Source organism: Paenibacillus sp. FSL H8-0282, from assembly GCF_037963825.1.
Lineage (GTDB): Bacteria > Bacillota > Bacilli > Paenibacillales > Paenibacillaceae > Paenibacillus_AQ > Paenibacillus_AQ odorifer.
This window is the reverse complement of record NZ_CP150146.1, coordinates 2,175,517-2,191,788: the sequence shown is the minus strand read 5'-3', so window position 1 is coordinate 2,191,788 and position 16,272 is coordinate 2,175,517. Positions and strand designations below refer to the sequence as shown.

The 16,272-nt window shown below is 40.8% G+C and carries 16 protein-coding genes; 4 read left to right on the top strand and 12 right to left on the bottom strand.

Annotation, left to right across the window (positions count from 1 at the left end; genetic code table 11):
- The first annotated feature begins 179 nt into the window (after positions 1–179).
- Positions 180–791: a GNAT family N-acetyltransferase gene (locus tag NST94_RS09410; RefSeq protein ID WP_254857033.1), complete on the top strand. Its 612-nt coding sequence runs from the start codon at positions 180–182 to the stop codon at positions 789–791.
- Positions 792–867: 76 nt separating this feature from the next.
- Here NST94_RS09410 and NST94_RS09405 read toward each other — a convergent pair whose 3' ends face one another.
- Together NST94_RS09405 and NST94_RS09400 are read right to left on the bottom strand one after the other, a co-directional pair.
- The gene (locus NST94_RS09405) at positions 868–1,317 is read right to left on the bottom strand and encodes a helix-turn-helix domain-containing protein (protein ID WP_256720936.1); all 450 of its coding nucleotides are present in this window, start codon (positions 1,315–1,317) and stop codon (positions 868–870) included.
- Between the two features lie 195 nt (positions 1,318–1,512).
- On the bottom strand, positions 1,513–2,550 hold the full coding sequence (locus NST94_RS09400) for an NADH:flavin oxidoreductase/NADH oxidase (protein WP_076124961.1): 1,038 nt from the start codon (positions 2,548–2,550) through the stop codon (positions 1,513–1,515).
- Positions 2,551–2,796: 246 nt separating this feature from the next.
- On the opposite strand from NST94_RS09400, the gene NST94_RS09395 reads away from it, so the two are divergent.
- On the top strand, positions 2,797–3,177 hold the full coding sequence (locus NST94_RS09395) for a VOC family protein (protein ID WP_076301285.1): 381 nt from the start codon (positions 2,797–2,799) through the stop codon (positions 3,175–3,177).
- Between the two features lie 31 nt (positions 3,178–3,208).
- Here NST94_RS09395 and NST94_RS09390 read toward each other — a convergent pair whose 3' ends face one another.
- Together NST94_RS09390 and NST94_RS09385 are read right to left on the bottom strand one after the other, a co-directional pair.
- Positions 3,209–3,859: a suppressor of fused domain protein gene (locus tag NST94_RS09390; protein ID WP_076124958.1), complete on the bottom strand. Its 651-nt coding sequence runs from the start codon at positions 3,857–3,859 to the stop codon at positions 3,209–3,211.
- Positions 3,860–3,919: 60 nt separating this feature from the next.
- On the bottom strand, positions 3,920–5,011 hold the full coding sequence (locus NST94_RS09385) for an alpha/beta hydrolase (RefSeq protein WP_076301286.1): 1,092 nt from the start codon (positions 5,009–5,011) through the stop codon (positions 3,920–3,922).
- A 180-nt stretch (positions 5,012–5,191) separates the two neighbouring features.
- Between NST94_RS09385 and coaA the strand changes: the two genes are divergently transcribed.
- Positions 5,192–6,127 carry a type I pantothenate kinase gene (gene coaA, locus NST94_RS09380; protein WP_076124954.1) on the top strand — a complete coding sequence of 312 codons (936 nt, stop codon included), beginning with the start codon at positions 5,192–5,194 and terminating at the stop codon, positions 6,125–6,127.
- A gap of 165 nt (positions 6,128–6,292) precedes the next feature.
- Positions 6,293–7,246: a glycosyltransferase family 8 protein gene (locus tag NST94_RS09375; protein ID WP_076184303.1), complete on the top strand. Its 954-nt coding sequence runs from the start codon at positions 6,293–6,295 to the stop codon at positions 7,244–7,246.
- 17 nt (positions 7,247–7,263) lie between these two features.
- On the opposite strand, the gene NST94_RS09370 is transcribed toward NST94_RS09375, so the two are convergent.
- The 8 genes from NST94_RS09370 to NST94_RS09335 form a co-directional block, all read right to left on the bottom strand.
- A complete protein-coding gene (locus NST94_RS09370) occupies positions 7,264–8,502 on the bottom strand; it encodes an RICIN domain-containing protein (protein WP_280752698.1) in 1,239 nt (412 codons plus the stop codon).
- 177 nt (positions 8,503–8,679) lie between these two features.
- A complete protein-coding gene (locus NST94_RS09365; protein ID WP_339281895.1) occupies positions 8,680–9,378 on the bottom strand; it encodes a hypothetical protein in 699 nt (232 codons plus the stop codon).
- 506 nt (positions 9,379–9,884) lie between these two features.
- On the bottom strand, positions 9,885–10,529 hold the full coding sequence (locus tag NST94_RS09360) for a hypothetical protein (RefSeq protein ID WP_076301288.1): 645 nt from the start codon (positions 10,527–10,529) through the stop codon (positions 9,885–9,887).
- A gap of 144 nt (positions 10,530–10,673) precedes the next feature.
- Positions 10,674–11,195, bottom strand: coding sequence for a hypothetical protein (locus tag NST94_RS09355; protein ID WP_076184300.1), 522 nt, complete (start codon positions 11,193–11,195; stop codon positions 10,674–10,676).
- Positions 11,196–11,216: 21 nt separating this feature from the next.
- On the bottom strand, positions 11,217–11,678 hold the full coding sequence (locus NST94_RS09350) for an FMN-binding protein (protein WP_076301289.1): 462 nt from the start codon (positions 11,676–11,678) through the stop codon (positions 11,217–11,219).
- Between the two features lie 89 nt (positions 11,679–11,767).
- Positions 11,768–12,346, bottom strand: coding sequence for a TetR/AcrR family transcriptional regulator (locus NST94_RS09345; RefSeq protein ID WP_280752697.1), 579 nt, complete (start codon positions 12,344–12,346; stop codon positions 11,768–11,770).
- 66 nt (positions 12,347–12,412) lie between these two features.
- Entirely contained in the window at positions 12,413–14,494 is a 2,082-nt protein-coding gene (locus NST94_RS09340; protein WP_280752696.1) for an alpha/beta hydrolase fold domain-containing protein, read from the bottom strand.
- A gap of 207 nt (positions 14,495–14,701) precedes the next feature.
- Complete coding sequence (locus NST94_RS09335; protein WP_256720938.1) at positions 14,702–16,258, bottom strand: glycoside hydrolase family 32 protein; 1,557 nt, start codon at positions 16,256–16,258, stop codon at positions 14,702–14,704.
- Between the last annotated feature and the right edge of the window lie 14 nt (positions 16,259–16,272).

The window sequence follows — 16,272 nt, the reverse complement described above, 5'->3', positions numbered from 1 at the left end:
ACAATATTAGTTCATTGCCGTTTATACGAAACATAATAACATATTTTATAGTCAATTAATATATTAACCAATTAATATTTATGTGAAATAAAAGAAAACAATTTTTATAATCAAATATTACCAAATCAATCATTTGTTTCATGGTAAAATATCTGTTAGTTAATAAAGGAGTGGTACAAGTGAGCGAGGTTGTGAATGATAAGGCCAATTCTAGTGATTTATTTACGATTGATTGTAAAGATATTTTTTTGCGGGAGTATAGCGTGGAGGATTTAGAGGAGTTTCATGCACTTACTCTACAGCCTGAAATTATTGAATTCTTGCCGGATTGGAATGTTCCTAAAGAACAACGATTGGACTGGTTAATAAACTATGAAATAAAAGAGAACCAGCAGTTTCTTCAAGCGATCTCAGCGGGCGGAGATATCGGAGAGCTTCGTCTTCGTTTAGGCATTATTTTAAAAGAGTCCGGTGAGTTCATTGGTTGGTGTTGTACAGGAATTAAGGATGAATTGCCCGTTCCCAACAGAGAGATTATGTATGCCATATCCAAGGATCATCGCGGTAAAGGCTACACTACTCAAGCTGCCAAGGGATTAATTAAGTATTTGTTTGATAATAGCTCTACCGATGTATTAAGTGCCATTGCTCTGAAGCACAATATCCCGTCTAATAGAGTCATTCAAAAATGTGGTTTCGAGCTTCTTGACGAGATTACGATTGAACATGAAGACTATAATTATTACCGCCTTTCCCAGCAACAGTGGAATGAACAGGTAGGATGTAAATAGCGCCCCACACTAAAAAACCTCTGTATGGGAAATGGAGATTCGGTCCATTTACCAAAACAGAGGTTTTATTGTGAATTCATGACTGTTGCTTCATGCGAAGCATTTGATTCAAAAGCTCTTTCACATCTTTTTCTGGAAAAGCTGCAAGCAGGGTCTCTTGAAAGGTATCTTGTGCACGAAGGAGCTTGTCTTCGCCAATGGCAGTCAAGGCAGTATAGATACTTCTGCGATCAGCATCACACGCTTTTCTTTCTAAAGCGCCACAGCCTTTGGCCTCAAACCGACTAACCAGTCGGGAAACTGCACTCTGGCTTAAACCCACCATAGCTTCGAGTTTCTGCAATTTCAGTTTCTTCTCCGGCGCTTCCGACAAAAATAACAGCAAATAAAATTCTTTTAAGGATAAGCCATGTTTGGCTTGTAGATTAGCTTCCAATTCATTCGTCACATTCATTTGTATATGCGTTAACGTCAACCAACTCGTTATAAGTTCATTGTTAAGAATGTCGCCCATTTTATTATTCATCTCCCGGGTGTATGGCTTTTCATGATTTTTTCCTTCTATATAATAGTACTACAATCCACAACCATACATAAAGTATAGGTTCGATACTATACTTTATTTTATTTTAAAAAAGAGGAGAGACCGTTTCTCCAAGAAGCCGGCCCCTCCACACTTTACAATTATTTTGTTTAGACTTCACACCATTTAAATTAATCTTTATCCATTAATTCTTGGAAACCCGAAAGAATATTGTCTGGGAATACCCGCATCTTTCTGAAGCTCGACCCCTGCTTCCAGCGTCCAGTATGGATTTCTCAACATGCCCCGGCCCACGGCAACAAGATCAGCTTCCTCATTCCCAATCACGGCATTAGCAAGTACAGGCTCATCCAATCTGCCAACCGCAATAACCGGAACATTCAAGCCATATTTGATTTCTCTGGCCAAAGGAACCTGATAAGCTGCATGCGTCCCTGGTTTCCCGGCAGCTGCGATAGGACCTTCACCACCTGCACTGATATGGAAAATATCTGCGCCTGCTTCTTTGTAAGCTTTACTAAATTCCAAGCTTTCTTTGATACCGTACCCGCCCTCAACATATTCTTGGGCGGAGATACGCATAATCAATGGCATTCCTTCCGGCATTTCACTTTTTGCTGCGCGAATGACTTCTGTACCAAACAGTGTTAAATCCTTGCCATATTCATCTGTTCTTTGATTGGTTAGAGGGGAATGGAACTGATGAATAAGGTAACCATGCGCTCCATGAAGCTCGATAACATCAAATCCCGCTTGTATCGCCCGCTTCACGCCCAACCGGAATTTCTCAACCATAGCTTTCACTTCTTCAGTTGTTAAGGCACGTGGTGTTTTGGAGTCAGCGTCAAAAGGAACGTTAGAGGAGGATACAGGAACTGCTGCATCTTCTGCTTTACGTCCGGCGTGTGCAATTTGAATACCTACTTTAGCGCCATAAGAATGACAAGCTTCAACGATTCTGGCCAGTGCAGGAATTTGCTCATCAGACCAAATGCCAAGATCAAAATCAGTAATCCGGCCATCAGGCTCCACGTCCGTCATTTCAATAATAATTAATCCGGTTCCGCCAACAGCGCGGCTTACGTAATGATTATAATGCCAATCCGTAGCAATTCCGTCTTTGTTAGAGACTGAATACTGACACATCGGAGGCATAACCACGCGGTTCTTCAGCTTCAAATCCTTCAATTCATACGGGGTGAACAAGTCCTTCATGATATCTCTCCTCTTTATAAAAAACTAAGTATAGTATGATCAATGCTTCCAGTGAACATGAGTTTCTAAGTTCATCTTATATAAAATATTTATAAATGCATGCTCATGCATGTATATTATTATAGAATAGCGATGATGTCAACCGTGAATAATCTTCAGCTTAATGGAAACTCCGTGTATTGTTGAAACTTCTATCTTAAGGTAATATATGGATATCTATTTTTCTTTGAAAGGATGACCTCACTCGTGGACAAAAAGCTCTTACAATCGCATAGTATTTTCCCTACGTTGAATATTGAGCAAACCGCTGACTTCTACAGCCAGTACTTAGGTTTTAAAGCTGTACCCTATTTAGATACACAAGAACCACATCTTTGTTTGTATCGTGACGATACAGAGATTATCCTTACGCAATCCCATGGACAAAAGGTCATTCCCAATCGAGAGTTGTACGGTTATGGATACGATGCCTATTTTATTACGAAGCAGCAAGAAGAGTTGGAGAAGGAGTTCGAAGCTGCCGGTGTTCATATTGTTCGTTCTTTATCAAACACCGATTATAATAACAAGGAATTTGTGATCGAAGATGTGGATGGTCGCTGGATTGCTTTTGGAATCAAAAAATAAAAAAACGGCTCTCAGCCGTTTTTTCTTGTATTTAAAAGAGTCCCCATAACTTCTTACAACTATTTTTACGGGAAGGATCCAAAACATCCGTAACCCCAATCTTATTTAACTTGTGTAGTAACTCTTCCTCGCTATGCTTGATTTTATAATCTAACTCCTCCCCATAGAGCGGAATTAACGTATAAAAGTGCACCACTTTCTCATGGCTCATTTCTAAATTAAAGAAACCGGCTTTATCTTTTACATCTGGAACCCAAACGAACATCCCTTGAAATCCTGTATCCTCACTATAAGGCTGGGCGGGATTACCGTTTACAAGCGTATGCCCCATATAAAGCCATGTATTATATTCATGCGGAAACCTAGCCATTGTTTTCAGGGCTCGAATCGGCCAATAATTCCGTTCATCCTTAAAAGCCTCATCCGACAGCTTCCAGGTAGGAGGGAGACAAATCATTAGTTCAGCATATTGATATTCTTCTGCACCTTCTGGCACCGTCATCGGTAATTCGCTCATTCCAGAGGTAATTAAAGTATAGAAGTTCCGCTCAGGCGTCGGATCAAGAATTAGAATATCTATCGACAGAACACCTGAAATAATTTCTTTAAAAACATTATCAATAACACCTATGTATTTTTCAATATGATTACATATTTTCTCATTAGACTGAGCAGAATGCATTCATAATTCCCTCCCTTATATATGTTTATCGGTATAAACAAAGGAGAGTTTATTGCTAATTTACAGAATTTCTTCTCCACTACCATGGATCTCACAAAAATCTTTATGAACCCTACTAATTAATGCCGAATAACCTTGCCCCTGATCTAAAAGATGCTCCACAAGGAACTTACTTATAAGCTCATTTAAGCAAGTATGAATTTCACAGGTTCTTTGTTTTAAATTCTCTCCTTCCTCATAAAGGGGCAGATCGCTAAATGACATATGTGTAGCCTTTCGTATTTTCAGAAAAGATTTATATCCGTTCCAATTCTGAAAAAGCGCCTCTTGTCCTTTGATGAAATCATTTGCCAGTTTCTCCTGTAATATATTACTTAAGGATTTTAAGGTCGAGGCCTTTTGCCTTAATACAAGAAGCGGCACAGTATTGTTCTTCTCTTCATTCTCAATATATAAGTGCATGCTTGCATCTAATAAAATAGCAGCTTTAATTCTATCGTCTTCCATAGTTAAATCTAATGCAGTAGCACCGCCGATGGAATGGCCGATAATACCAATCTTATTCATATCAAATAAGCCCATCACATCTTTATCCATAGAATTAAGCGTGGACAGGTGATCCAGAACGTATTGGATATCTTTTTTTCGAATGGAAATTAAGTTATGTAAATCGGTATAATCCGCAGCTTTTATTTGCCTCATGGCTTCGGATTGATTAATAAATTCTCCACTAGGGCAAACAGTAAACATAGCTTCGTACGCAGCACTGACCGTTACCACTATGAAACCTTGCTTGGCCAGCGCTTCTATATTATAAATATACATATCTCTATCTAAACCTAATGCAGGTGAGTAGATGATGACTGGATAGGAGCGTTTGGATTTGCTTTGAAAGGTCCGATCGCTGATTGAGGTAGATAATGTATTTATGATTTCCATGTTCATGCCAATATCTTGTAGAAGCTCTCTCGCCTGTTGTTCACAGGGCCCGAAAAGCTCCATATATTTCATTGCAGATGCGTTTTTATTTAATACACCCTCTGTATCCGGATAATAAATACTTATAACTATTTTCCTTCCCTCTGACTCTTCTTGGAACGTTTCCGTGCGTGTGTAATCCTTCAATAATTCAACTTTTCGAAAAATTCCCATTGCCCCACCCCATCCTTCCTAATATTCTATATTTTAATTGATTTTCCCATTTACTGAAATGCAATCTCCTTAATGTCCATAATTATGTCGATTACAATGAATGGAATGAAGCTGTATGAACGGTTATAATACCTAAGTGCATAAGAAATCTCTAAAAACTTCAGGGATGTGGAAAATTTAATGGTGAATAATTCAGCATATACACTTTATTTACGTGAGGATTGGAAAAAACTAAGCGATTTCACCGCTATCCAATTATCAGAAGAAGAACTTATGGAAGTCCAAAGTATTAATGAAAAAATCTCCAGCGAGGATGTTAACGAAGTCTATCTTCCTCTGTCCAATTTACTAAATCTGCAACTTCTATCTGCTCATAAATTTAATGAGTCTATAAATCACTTTCTGAACAATGATCTAAAAAAAGGTCCATTTATCATAGGTATCGCGGGAAGTGTCGCTGTTGGTAAAAGCACTACGGCCAGACTCCTACAAAAACTCCTCTCACAATTACCTTCCCATCCAAAAGTGGATTTAGTTACGACTGATGGTTTTCTACATCCCAACGCAGAGCTGGAAAAGCGCGGTATAATGACGAAAAAGGGCTTTCCTGAAAGCTACGACACGCGTAGTTTAATTTCTTTTTTAACGGATGTGAAGTCTGGGGTGCCGCGGGTCCAAAGCCCTGTATACTCTCACTTAACTTATGATATTGTGCCAGATGAATATATTACGATTGAGAATCCGGATATTCTAATTGTTGAGGGCTTAAATGTTCTTCAGACTGCGATTACAAATAATCATAATATGCCTAACTATTTTGTATCTGATTTCTTTGATTTTTCTATTTATGTGGATGCTGATGTGAACGATATCGAGACATGGTACATTGATCGGTTTATTAAGCTCAGAGATACTGCCTTCCAAGATGAACAATCTTATTTCAAAAAATATGCACAGCTGTCTCTAGAGGAATCTATTGAAATTTCAAAGCGGATCTGGAAAGAAATAAACTACGTTAATTTGCAGCAAAATATTCTGCCCACCCGAAATCGTGCGGATCTTATAATGCATAAGGACAACAATCATCACGTAGATCAAATTAAGCTGCGAAAATAAAGATTGAAGTCCTTAGCCGACCAAGTTGCTGAGATTCAGCACTTGGTTTTTTGGTGTTCACATGAAATTGGGTGAATATTCTGGGTTTAATGTCTCTGTCCTCTGATCAAGGCGAACGTATACTGTGGTACATTCGTACACAAACGTGAAGAGAGGATAAATCAAATGATCGATATCGCCTTGGCTTTTCAAGATAAGGATGGGAAATATGCTGAACATGCCGGAGTCGTTCTAGCGTCAATTTTTCATCATACGAGTTCCCCAATTCATATTCATATTTTACATGATGTTTCTTTAAGTGAAACTAATAAGCGCAGGCTTAGCGCATTAACTACAAAACATAATCATACCCTTAGCTTTTATTCAATCACTATGCCTGATGATCTAACTCAGGTGCTAGCCAATGTTAACTCCATTAATGTATGGACGCAGGCATGTATGTATCGATTGCTTCTTCCTGCACTAATACCCGTGGACAAAATCATCTATCTGGACTGCGATGTATTAGTGAATATGGACATTACTGAATTATGGCAGGTTGAACTGAATGACAAGTATTTGGCTGCAATTTGGGACCAGGGAATTAGAGAGGTTGCTCATATTGTGAGCGCTAAGGGATTAAATCCTGATCTTTATTTTAATTCCGGAGTGATTTTATTTTCTTTGCATAATATCCGCCAGAATACCAACTGGTACGAAGAAATGCTAACCTTCCTACGTACCTTTCCTGATGTCACCATGCCAGATCAGGATGTTCTGAATGCAGTTTTTGGTGGGAATTACCTCCCCCTTGATATCCGTTTTAATTCGTTCAACACAAACATTCCGGACCATGATTTCACTAACAAAATCATCCATTTTGCCGGAGATGATAAATGCTGGAATAAAGATTCCGCGGGTTCATCCCTATATCAGCAATTCCTAAAGCTAACCCCTTGGAGAATCACCAGAGCCAAAACCAGACGAAGAAAACGGAAAAGCAGCCCTTTAAAACCACACCTCACCCGAAAAAGAAACAAGCAGAAAATAAAAATTGTTCAGTTGAACTTAACCCCTATTCTTTTAGCCGATTTAAAACAAATTAGACCGATTAGACCGATTAGAAAAAGCCCCATTTGATATGGGGCGGCATTTCTTTAGTTCACTTTCGTAAAAAACCATTTCTGAGCATCACTCCCGTTATCCGTCCACTGCTGAACTGCTGCACCATCGGCTGTTGATGCTCCGGATACATCCATGGCTAATCCGCTCACTTTTGAAATAAGCTTATAATAGCCCCCTCCAACATCAATAATGCTCCATCGCTGAGCGTTGGTACCATTGTCATCCCATTGCTGCAGCTGTACACCGCTCGCGGTTGATGAGTTCGGCACATCCAACACTTTTCCACTATGCACCGCCGTAAGCTTGTAATAACCGTCGCCTGTACTCTCCACTTTAAATTTCTGATTATTGGCAGTGTAATTGGTCCATTGCTGCATTTTCGCCCCGCTTGCTGTGGATACATCTACTACGTCCAGAACCTTACCACTAGCCTTGTCAGCTAAAGTGTAAATCCCACCACTAACAATGCTTGAGGTAGGCGCAGCCTGATACACACGTACGTAATCAACCAGCATTTGAGCTGGGAAAGCAGTTGAAGCATTTGGACTTCCCGGCCAATTTCCACCCACGGCAAGGTTTAGCAGGATGAAGAAAGGTTTCTGGAACTCCTCCGTATTCCCAGTTCCGTTCTCAATATAAAAAGCATTAAACGGGTTGCCGTCTACAAACCATCTTATATAATTCGCTTCCCATTCCACGCTGTACACATGGTACTGTGAGAAATCGAGGTTACCAGACACCTGACCGTACTCGGCATGCCCATTGGCATCCCAATGTACCGTCCCGTTAACAAAAGCATTATTGTTCACACGCTCCATAATGTCCGTTTCCCCAGATTTCGGCCAACCCACTGAATCAATATTCGCCCCAAGCATCCAAAATGCTGGCCAGAGCCCCTGTCCTGAAGGCAATTTGATTCTAGCTTCGATTTTTCCGTAGGTGAAGCTTTTGAGTCCCTGTGTTTTGATCCGTGCAGAGGTATAATTCATCCCCCCATACGACTCCTTTTGTGCAGTAATCACTAAATTCCCACCCGTTACCTGCAGGTTCTGCGGACGACTGGTATAATACTGAAGCTCATTGTTTCCCCAACCCCCGCTACCCGTACCAATTTCCGCCGACCAATTATTAGTGTTCAGAGAATTCCCATCAAATTCATCGCTCCATGCCAGATTCCAGCTTGATGCCGCGCTTGAACTCCCTGTAGGTACCCAAGCAATTAAGAGGGTGAACAGCAGAAATAGACTTAACATTTTTCCTTTTCGTAACATCGTCTTTTCCTCCTACTGATTTCATTGCGCGGCGCGCTCGCACATTTGAAACCGGTTTCGAATAATGGATAAAACAAAACGTTATCCCATAAACAGCTATAACAGCCAGAGTCAGGTTAACGCCTCGCTTCATTTGATGTGTACGTCTTTTCTAAACGCAATATGCCAACATTTCGATTAAAGGGACCATTTTCCATAGTTCTGCATGCTTAATGTCCAGGTTTTCTCTGCGTATTTTACCGTCGCCATACTCTCTGAGAGCGTCCATGCGATACCAACATACTGGTCCTCTTGATGGTCAAGGAATGATTTCCAATGTTGTCCCCCGTCTATCGTTATATATAACAATGTATGTTCATTTTCAGCGGGCCGAGTAATTAAGATTCCTTGATCCTTCGTAAGAAAGAGGGGAGGATAAGCATAGATTTGCGAGTTTACTAACTCATCCGGCACTGTGACTGTCTGTTCACTCCAGGTAACTCCACCATCCATTGTTTTATATAAACCAACTTTTCCCTGCCAAGGCACATTCGTTGTAATCCAGCCTTCTTTTTCGTTAACAAAAGTAAGTCCCGATTTCACCCCGCTAGGAAGAGTACTTCCTGCTTGTAAGCTATCCCCAATCTCCTTCCAAGTCTCTCCCCCATCACTAGTTGTATAAAGCTCCATATCTTCACGTGACATTCCTTGAAAATGATAGACTGTTTTCCAACCTATATTTTTGTTGAGGAACACAGTATCTTCTCTGCGGTTATCTGAAGGATCAGGAGAAGGAGAAGTTTCCTGATTAGAAGTTGGATGAGGGATTGGAGTGGAATTGGAACAACCAGATGCTATCACTGCAGCAATTAGTAGTATTGAAACTAGATATTTCATCTTGTTACCACGCCTTCGTTTATTTATCTGAAAAAGTATAGTGTGCTGTACATATAGCTTAGTCCGCAAACGTATTTAGTAAATGAAATTTTATCCTAAACTATCTGAAAAGTATTTACAGTTTCTTTATATAATCCAGCAACACCAAGGCCTATCGGACCGAGGAGACGTTATTGGTTCATTTTCAAGAGAATTCTTCTGTTAACGGACTGAGATGCAACTATTTGGCTAATCCTCCTACTTTTATAGGCAATAAACAGACAATAAGGGCTATACGGTCCGCGAGTTCGGTAAATGGAGCTAAAAAGCAAAGATAAGCGCTATACAGTCCGTAGATGATGTGAACGAAACCTTCAAGCAGCAGGTTATCAGCTTAAAGCTATCAGCTCAAAGTAAATATGAATGAATTCATCAAGCAAGGATCTACTCTTTGAATGTCAAAAGAAAAAGAAACGGCATTTCTGCCGTTTCTTTGGGTTATGGATGGTCAGGGCTCAGAGCCTGTTTTACTCCAATCCATGTTCTTTGCGGATGTTATACATGCCTTGAACAAGCAGTTCGGATGGATCCCGGTTCAATTGCAAATGAGTCAGCAACAGATGAAGCGGGAATGCGCATACGTTATTCCCATCGGTGATTGCTGGAAATCCAGCCTCGAAGACTGGTCCCAATTTCTCGTTCCACGCTAGCCCGACATGCACTTTTTCTGGAGCAAATTCTTGGGTAATTTCCTTAATACAAAGCGGAACTAACACATTATCAATGATCCCTTTTGCTTCTTCTTCACTTGCTGGTGGTTTTGGAAGTGTTTTGCCTCCCTCAATTTTCATCAGCTCAACGAAGAATGAGGCCATCCATGCTGCCGGATCCTTACCCGACTGGAATCTTGCAATTAACTCGCGCAGAAAAAATCCGCAAGAATACACCTGATCTAATTCAGTTTTCACGTGAAAAACAAAAACAGGGCCGTAGGCTTCCATGTTCAATACTTGTCCTTCAACATCTTTAAAGTGTACTCTCAACGCTACAAGGCCGTTATGGTGAACAGCCTTTAGCAGCTGCGCCATATCCTCTTCAGACATTTCTGTATTATCATTTACTTCCTCATTCTCATTTGTTATTTCATTTTCATTAGTCGTCTCATTGTTCATTTTATAATTCCCTCCCATACCTATCATACCATCTAGCGAATTGAAGGAACACTTTATAATAGAACAATTTCTACCAGATTGCAGAGAAAACAAAAAAAACGGCAGCTTTGCCGTTTCTCTGTTCGTCTCGCTGGAGCTTAAAAGCTAGGTCATATCCCTTACTTTCTTCACTATTTTTCCAGTTAACTGATTAATATCGCCCTCATTTAACTTATAAGCTGAGGTATCTTTACGTGCAGGTTTGTGATCTGCTGATATCAGATCTGCGATATGCTGCTCGATGAATACAACAGGGTCTGCTCCAGTTCTTTTTCTAAGCTCCCCTGGCACCTTCGGATTTGGACCGTCAGCTCCACCATTGATTGAAAGGTAACCATACTTTTGCGGATTTTTCTTCAAGTACTCTAAATAGGCACGGAGCGGTGTGGCCACTTTCCCCATCCAAACCGGTCCAAAAAATAGGATAATATCATATTTTCCTATTTGCTCAGGCTTCGGTTGAACCAACGGTATCCTGTCAAAAATCATATCAAAGGTAATCCTACCGAGTGTTCGGGGTTTAGCTTCCGAGATTCGGATATATTCAGCCGACAACGCTTTCGCCACACTCCTTGCTAATGCTTCATTATTACCTGTGAATGAATACGAAATGACTGCAATGTTCATATAAATTCTCCTTAAAATGAATTATTTCGTCTCCGCCTGCAGTAGGGCATTTTCGAGTGCCTTAAGATGTGTTTTAGAGGTAAGCGTTGCCCCGCTGATAACGTCCACCTGAAGAGACTGCGATTCAATCACATGACCAAACAAATCACCAATGCTTAGCCCACCCTTCAGTTCAGCAGGGTTCCCTGTTTTGTCCAAGGCACCTTTGAGTATTTTGATATCTGACAGCCGTCCAGCAGATATTGTGGCCTTCACCTTGGTATCTCTGGAATGATCTTTGATGCCAATGTATTCCCCCACATAGCTGCCTTCCCGCAGTTTCTGTATATCTATGGCGTGGATAGTAAGCTGCTGAACTTCATGCCTTCCCGGAGCAGATAAGAGAATACCACCTATCCAACCTATGACTGTAATCCCGCATAGAATGCTGAGAACAATAATCCATTTATTGAATTTTCGCTTTTTTCCTCTTCTCTTACTCACCTGCTTGCCTCCTTCCTTTTGCTTTAAAATTTGAATGAATATTTAATAATTCATTCATTTCACTAAAAAAAAACTGCACCATAAGTGTATTAGGGGCAGTCTGTCAAACCCTTCATAATTAGTTCCAGCATATTGTCCAAAAGTTGTGGAAAATACTCCAGCCCGATTTCTTCCTTGTGGGTTTCCACATTAATCATTGCGCCGAAGATCATCATAATCATTTTACTATCCATATCGCTGCGCATTTTACCATTGGCTTGCCACTGCTTAATGATTTCATGGAAGCTATCATACAAGAAGTCGTTTACCTGAATGTTGGTTTCTTCCCGGTACAACTGTTCGATTTTTGCGAAAACACTTTTGTTATACCATTCCTTAAGAATGGGGTTGGCTATCATACCTTCCAAATTAAGCACCATCATCTGCCGTATTAGTGCTAATGGGCTTTGGCTCATATCGAGCGATTGCATACAGCTTTTTTTGAGCTTTTCGTTTTCCTCTAAAAAAATATCCATAAAAAGCTTTTCCTTAGAGGGATAATAGTTGTAAAAACTTCCTACAGCTATTCCAGCCATTGTGGTAATGCCAGAAACATTCGTGTCTTTAAAGCCTTTATTGCTAAATAGCTCTTTCGCACATTCGTATATCTTTGTTTTTTTGTCTTCCACTTTTCGTCTCTCCGTGAATGAATAATTATTTTTTCATTCATATCATAGTGTTAACAGCATAATATGTCAATGCACAAATAGATCACCAAAAGCATCAACATCCTTAGCCGAACCAATGCCGCTGTTATATTCCACCCAGCCCTTACGCCCCTCACCATCATTGTCATTGACCAATAACGAAAATTTCAGCTTCATTCCTGGCTTCACCTGTACATCGTCGGATTTTAGTTCACGCCAGGGAATGGCTAGTTCGTAGCTGGTTTTTGAATCTTTACGTTCCACGGCATATTGTAATTCTATAACATCACCCCAATTAAACCCCTTTGGTGCCAACCAGCACCATTTGAGTAATTCGCCCGTATCTCCGCGAGCCACACCGAGTTCATGGTACTCAGAAGGCACCGTTCCATCCCCGTTGGCAATGCCAATTCCAATCTGGATGCTGTCCCCACTCCAGATGGCATCTCCTGATGCTGACTGTGCATGATAATCATCGATAACTTCTACCCCAAGGTAAAGATTGTCGGCATCCCATGCTAAGGAACCCTTGGCGCTGAGATCCTGCTCTCCTTGCCAGCCCATGATTTTGACATCCTTCATATCAAAGGGAGCTTGATTCCCCCAGTCCGACAAGTTGCCATCGATTTGGACAGGCGGACTGAGTTTCGGCAACAGAAGCACGTTAGAAGAATCAACTGCCGATTGCAATAAGGTACCTATATCATTAAAAACTTTAAGCGAACGCTGGCCTCTTGCCAGCTCAGGAATCTCAAGACGAACGCTCTTACCCGGCTCCAGATTTTCCACAGTTGAAGTATAAGTACCTCGGGTAGATCGTCCCGTCTCATAATCAGCTTCCACTGAACCGCTGAAATTGCTTGTAGATTGATTGGTAACATCCATATGGGTTTTTATCTCTTTGGCAGACTCCTCATAAAAAGTCTCGTAATACACTGCCAGCGGGTCGATTACGTTGATATTCATAGTGAAGCTTGATGCCGCTGTAGGCTCTGCACCCCGAGAGACGAACAGCGAATCGTTTCCGCGCACCAAGCTTTCCGGAACCTGTATCCACAGCGAACCTTCTTCTTCTCCACTAAGCAGCCATCCCTCTGGCAAATCGATATTAAGCGGCTCCTTCGATGCGCTGCGATAAGCTTCAGGCAGCTTAATATCAAAAGCAGAACCAGAAGCAACCGTGATCCCCGAATTTTCCGGAAGACTCGCAAGGTCCGAACTGTTCATGACATTCCACAGAAAATGTGCTGTCGTCTCCATAATTTCATCGATGTATTTTTCATTTTTATAATCATGTCCGACTCCCTCCAGCGTGAGCAGATTATGATAAATACCTTTCTCTTTCAATTGAGCGGCTAGGTCAACACTTTGCTGGTACGGCACCATTTTATCTATCGTTCCATGAATAATTAGGACAGGCGGCAGCTTGCTGTCAGCACTTCTTGTCAGTTCACCACCATAAATATCTATAATGGAAAATACAGACTTAACTAGGGAGGGATCTTTTGCTAAGGATAGATTCACAAAGTTCATGGCCAGATGACCTCCTGCTGAATCTCCGCCAATAACTATACGTTCCTTGTTCAATCCATAAGTCTCCGCATGCTCATTAATCCATTTGATCACATCGTTTATATCCTCATTCGCATCGTTAAGTGTGCGAGTGAAATTGAAAAACGGATCTTTTTTTAGCCTATAATCAATAGTGAGAACAGCATACCCCCGTTTCGCCAGGCCTTCGGAAAAATCTGCTGCATCAGACTTATCCCCTCCGGTATAACCTCCGCCATGAATAAAAATAAATACTGGCCTCTGCTTGGTTTCATCTCCAATGGGCTGGTACAAATCGAGCTTCAGCGGTTCTTCAGCATCCGTCTCGTTTTTCTTACTTGCATACAAAATATCGTGTTTCACTGTAACTTTATATGCGGGATCCAAGTACTGCACCGGAGTTTCTCTGTTATTTACAGTAACGTTAGCCATTGTTGTGTTAGTATCAACAGTACTCGTAGGCAGCACTTCCTGCACTTGCTTCTCCGAGGCGCTGTTATTTTCCCGGTGATTCAGCAGCAACCATGAACCTAATACAATAAACAGAATAAGAACAACATAAATAGGCCTTCGCTTCATTAGGACAACCTCCCAGAATGATTTTGAAACCAAAAAAGTAACGTGATGCCAATAACCTCATTCTAGAATTCAAGATAGCGTTTAACAATTATGTATTCCTTCGTGAATTAGGTTTAATATTACGTACTTATAATAAAAAAAGAGGACATCCATAGGTTGGAGTGCCCTCTTATTGCGCAAGAATTAGAAAAACTCTGTATATTCATTCTAATCTTTGCCAAAATGCTTAATTACAACATTATTAAAAATCGCGGTGCCACCTTCAGAAAACAAGGTAATGCCTTGATCATTTATTTCCGGGAAGATTTCATTAGAAAATACAATTTCACCATCATCTATAAAAACTTCAATACTTGTTCTATCCACAAGGATCTTCAGATGCACTTTTTTCTTGTTCACATCAAAGGGGGCCTTGCTTTCAAGATATCTGTCACTCTCATCAGGTTGTCCAGTGAAGGCTCTATTAACATAAGAATATTGTCCTTCAACAAACACTCCTACGTCCACGTGGCGCGTCTTATCTGCGGATTCACGAAGTCTTAAGCCTACATTGGTAATCTCTGACCAAGATAGATCTGCATCGAGCTGGTAATTTTCGCCTGTGATATCAAGTGTTGACGAGCCGTTCACTTTTATTTGTTGCAAGGAATCCGTTGAAGTTACCATTTGATCTAATGCTTCGATGGGCTGTGATACTAACTGATACGACTGCTCTTCATCTCGTGTTAATTTTATTTGACGCACGATTGAATCCATTCCGTTAAAACCTTCGTTAAGATTGGGGGTAACATGAGGGTAATCCCAATTATTCATCCAGGCCAAAGCATATCGATGATTGTATTGATCCTTGTCCTTTCCTTCTTCAAAAGTTACAGCACCATACCAATCAAATCCATAATCTAGCCACTGTGGTTCATGATGATCCGCGATAAATTCATTCTCATTAAAATCTCCAGTCCAGTAGGCATACGTGTTAGGTTTACCTATCGACTTACCATTTGCACTGACCCCAAGAACCCATTTATAAGTGCCATCATTCGCCCGCATCATATAGAAGTCAGGACACTCTACAATTCCGATATTTTCTGTTTCGAAGCCGCTTGTGTAGTGCCAATCTTTTAAATTGTCAGACTCGTAAAAGCCCACTTTCGTACCTTCGGCTAGCGTCATCACCCATTTATGAGAATGTTGATCCCATATTACCTTCGGGTCTCTGAAATCTTCTGTGCCCGGATTTGGCAAAATAGGATCATCACTATAAGATTTAAACGTCAGCCCACGATCCGTACTGAACCATAAATATTGTTCTTGCTTCCCCCCCTCTGCAGAGGGCTGTGTTAAAATCGCCACAATAGCCCCTTCGCCAAAACCTGCTGTATTGCTATCGTCAACAACAACAGATCCTGACCAGGGATCACCATTGGGTGTTGTATATTTTGGAATCGCAACGCCTTCATCTGTCCAGCTCACCAAATCCGTTGATGTGGCATGTCTCCATTCTGTACCATTTCCATCCGGGTAATCAGCATTATAGAGATAATAGTAATGATATTTACCATCAAAATAAATGGGTTTTTGCGGATCGTTTTTCCAATGCTCAGGTACAGTGAAATGATAGCTAGCCCGAGTGGTAGGTTTATGATCAGGAACGTCGGTCCCCGGCTTCTTCTTCTCTCCAGCGTCATAAGTTACTAATACTATCGTCACAAAACAAATTAAACAAAGGATTAATATAGTGATTCCTATCATTTTTTTCTTATTCAAAATATACCTCGCTT

Excerpts from the sequence above, each read along its gene's own strand:
- NST94_RS09390 (WP_076124958.1), bottom strand. The coding sequence starts at position 3,859 with ATGCATTCTGCTCAGTCTAATGAGAAAATATGTAATCATATTGAAAAA.
- NST94_RS09370 (WP_280752698.1), bottom strand. The coding sequence starts at position 8,502 with ATGTTACGAAAAGGAAAAATGTTAAGTCTATTTCTGCTGTTCACCCTC.
- coaA (WP_076124954.1), top strand. The coding sequence starts at position 5,192 with ATGGTGAATAATTCAGCATATACACTTTATTTACGTGAGGATTGGAAA.
- NST94_RS09400 (WP_076124961.1), bottom strand. The coding sequence starts at position 2,550 with ATGAAGGACTTGTTCACCCCGTATGAATTGAAGGATTTGAAGCTGAAG.
- NST94_RS09405 (WP_256720936.1), bottom strand. The coding sequence starts at position 1,317 with ATGAATAATAAAATGGGCGACATTCTTAACAATGAACTTATAACGAGT.
- NST94_RS09365 (WP_339281895.1), bottom strand. The coding sequence starts at position 9,378 with ATGAAATATCTAGTTTCAATACTACTAATTGCTGCAGTGATAGCATCT.
- NST94_RS09385 (WP_076301286.1), bottom strand. The coding sequence starts at position 5,011 with ATGGGAATTTTTCGAAAAGTTGAATTATTGAAGGATTACACACGCACG.
- NST94_RS09355 (WP_076184300.1), bottom strand. The coding sequence starts at position 11,195 with ATGAACATTGCAGTCATTTCGTATTCATTCACAGGTAATAATGAAGCA.
- NST94_RS09375 (WP_076184303.1), top strand. The coding sequence starts at position 6,293 with ATGATCGATATCGCCTTGGCTTTTCAAGATAAGGATGGGAAATATGCT.
- NST94_RS09360 (WP_076301288.1), bottom strand. The coding sequence starts at position 10,529 with ATGAACAATGAGACGACTAATGAAAATGAAATAACAAATGAGAATGAG.
- NST94_RS09340 (WP_280752696.1), bottom strand. The coding sequence starts at position 14,494 with ATGAAGCGAAGGCCTATTTATGTTGTTCTTATTCTGTTTATTGTATTA.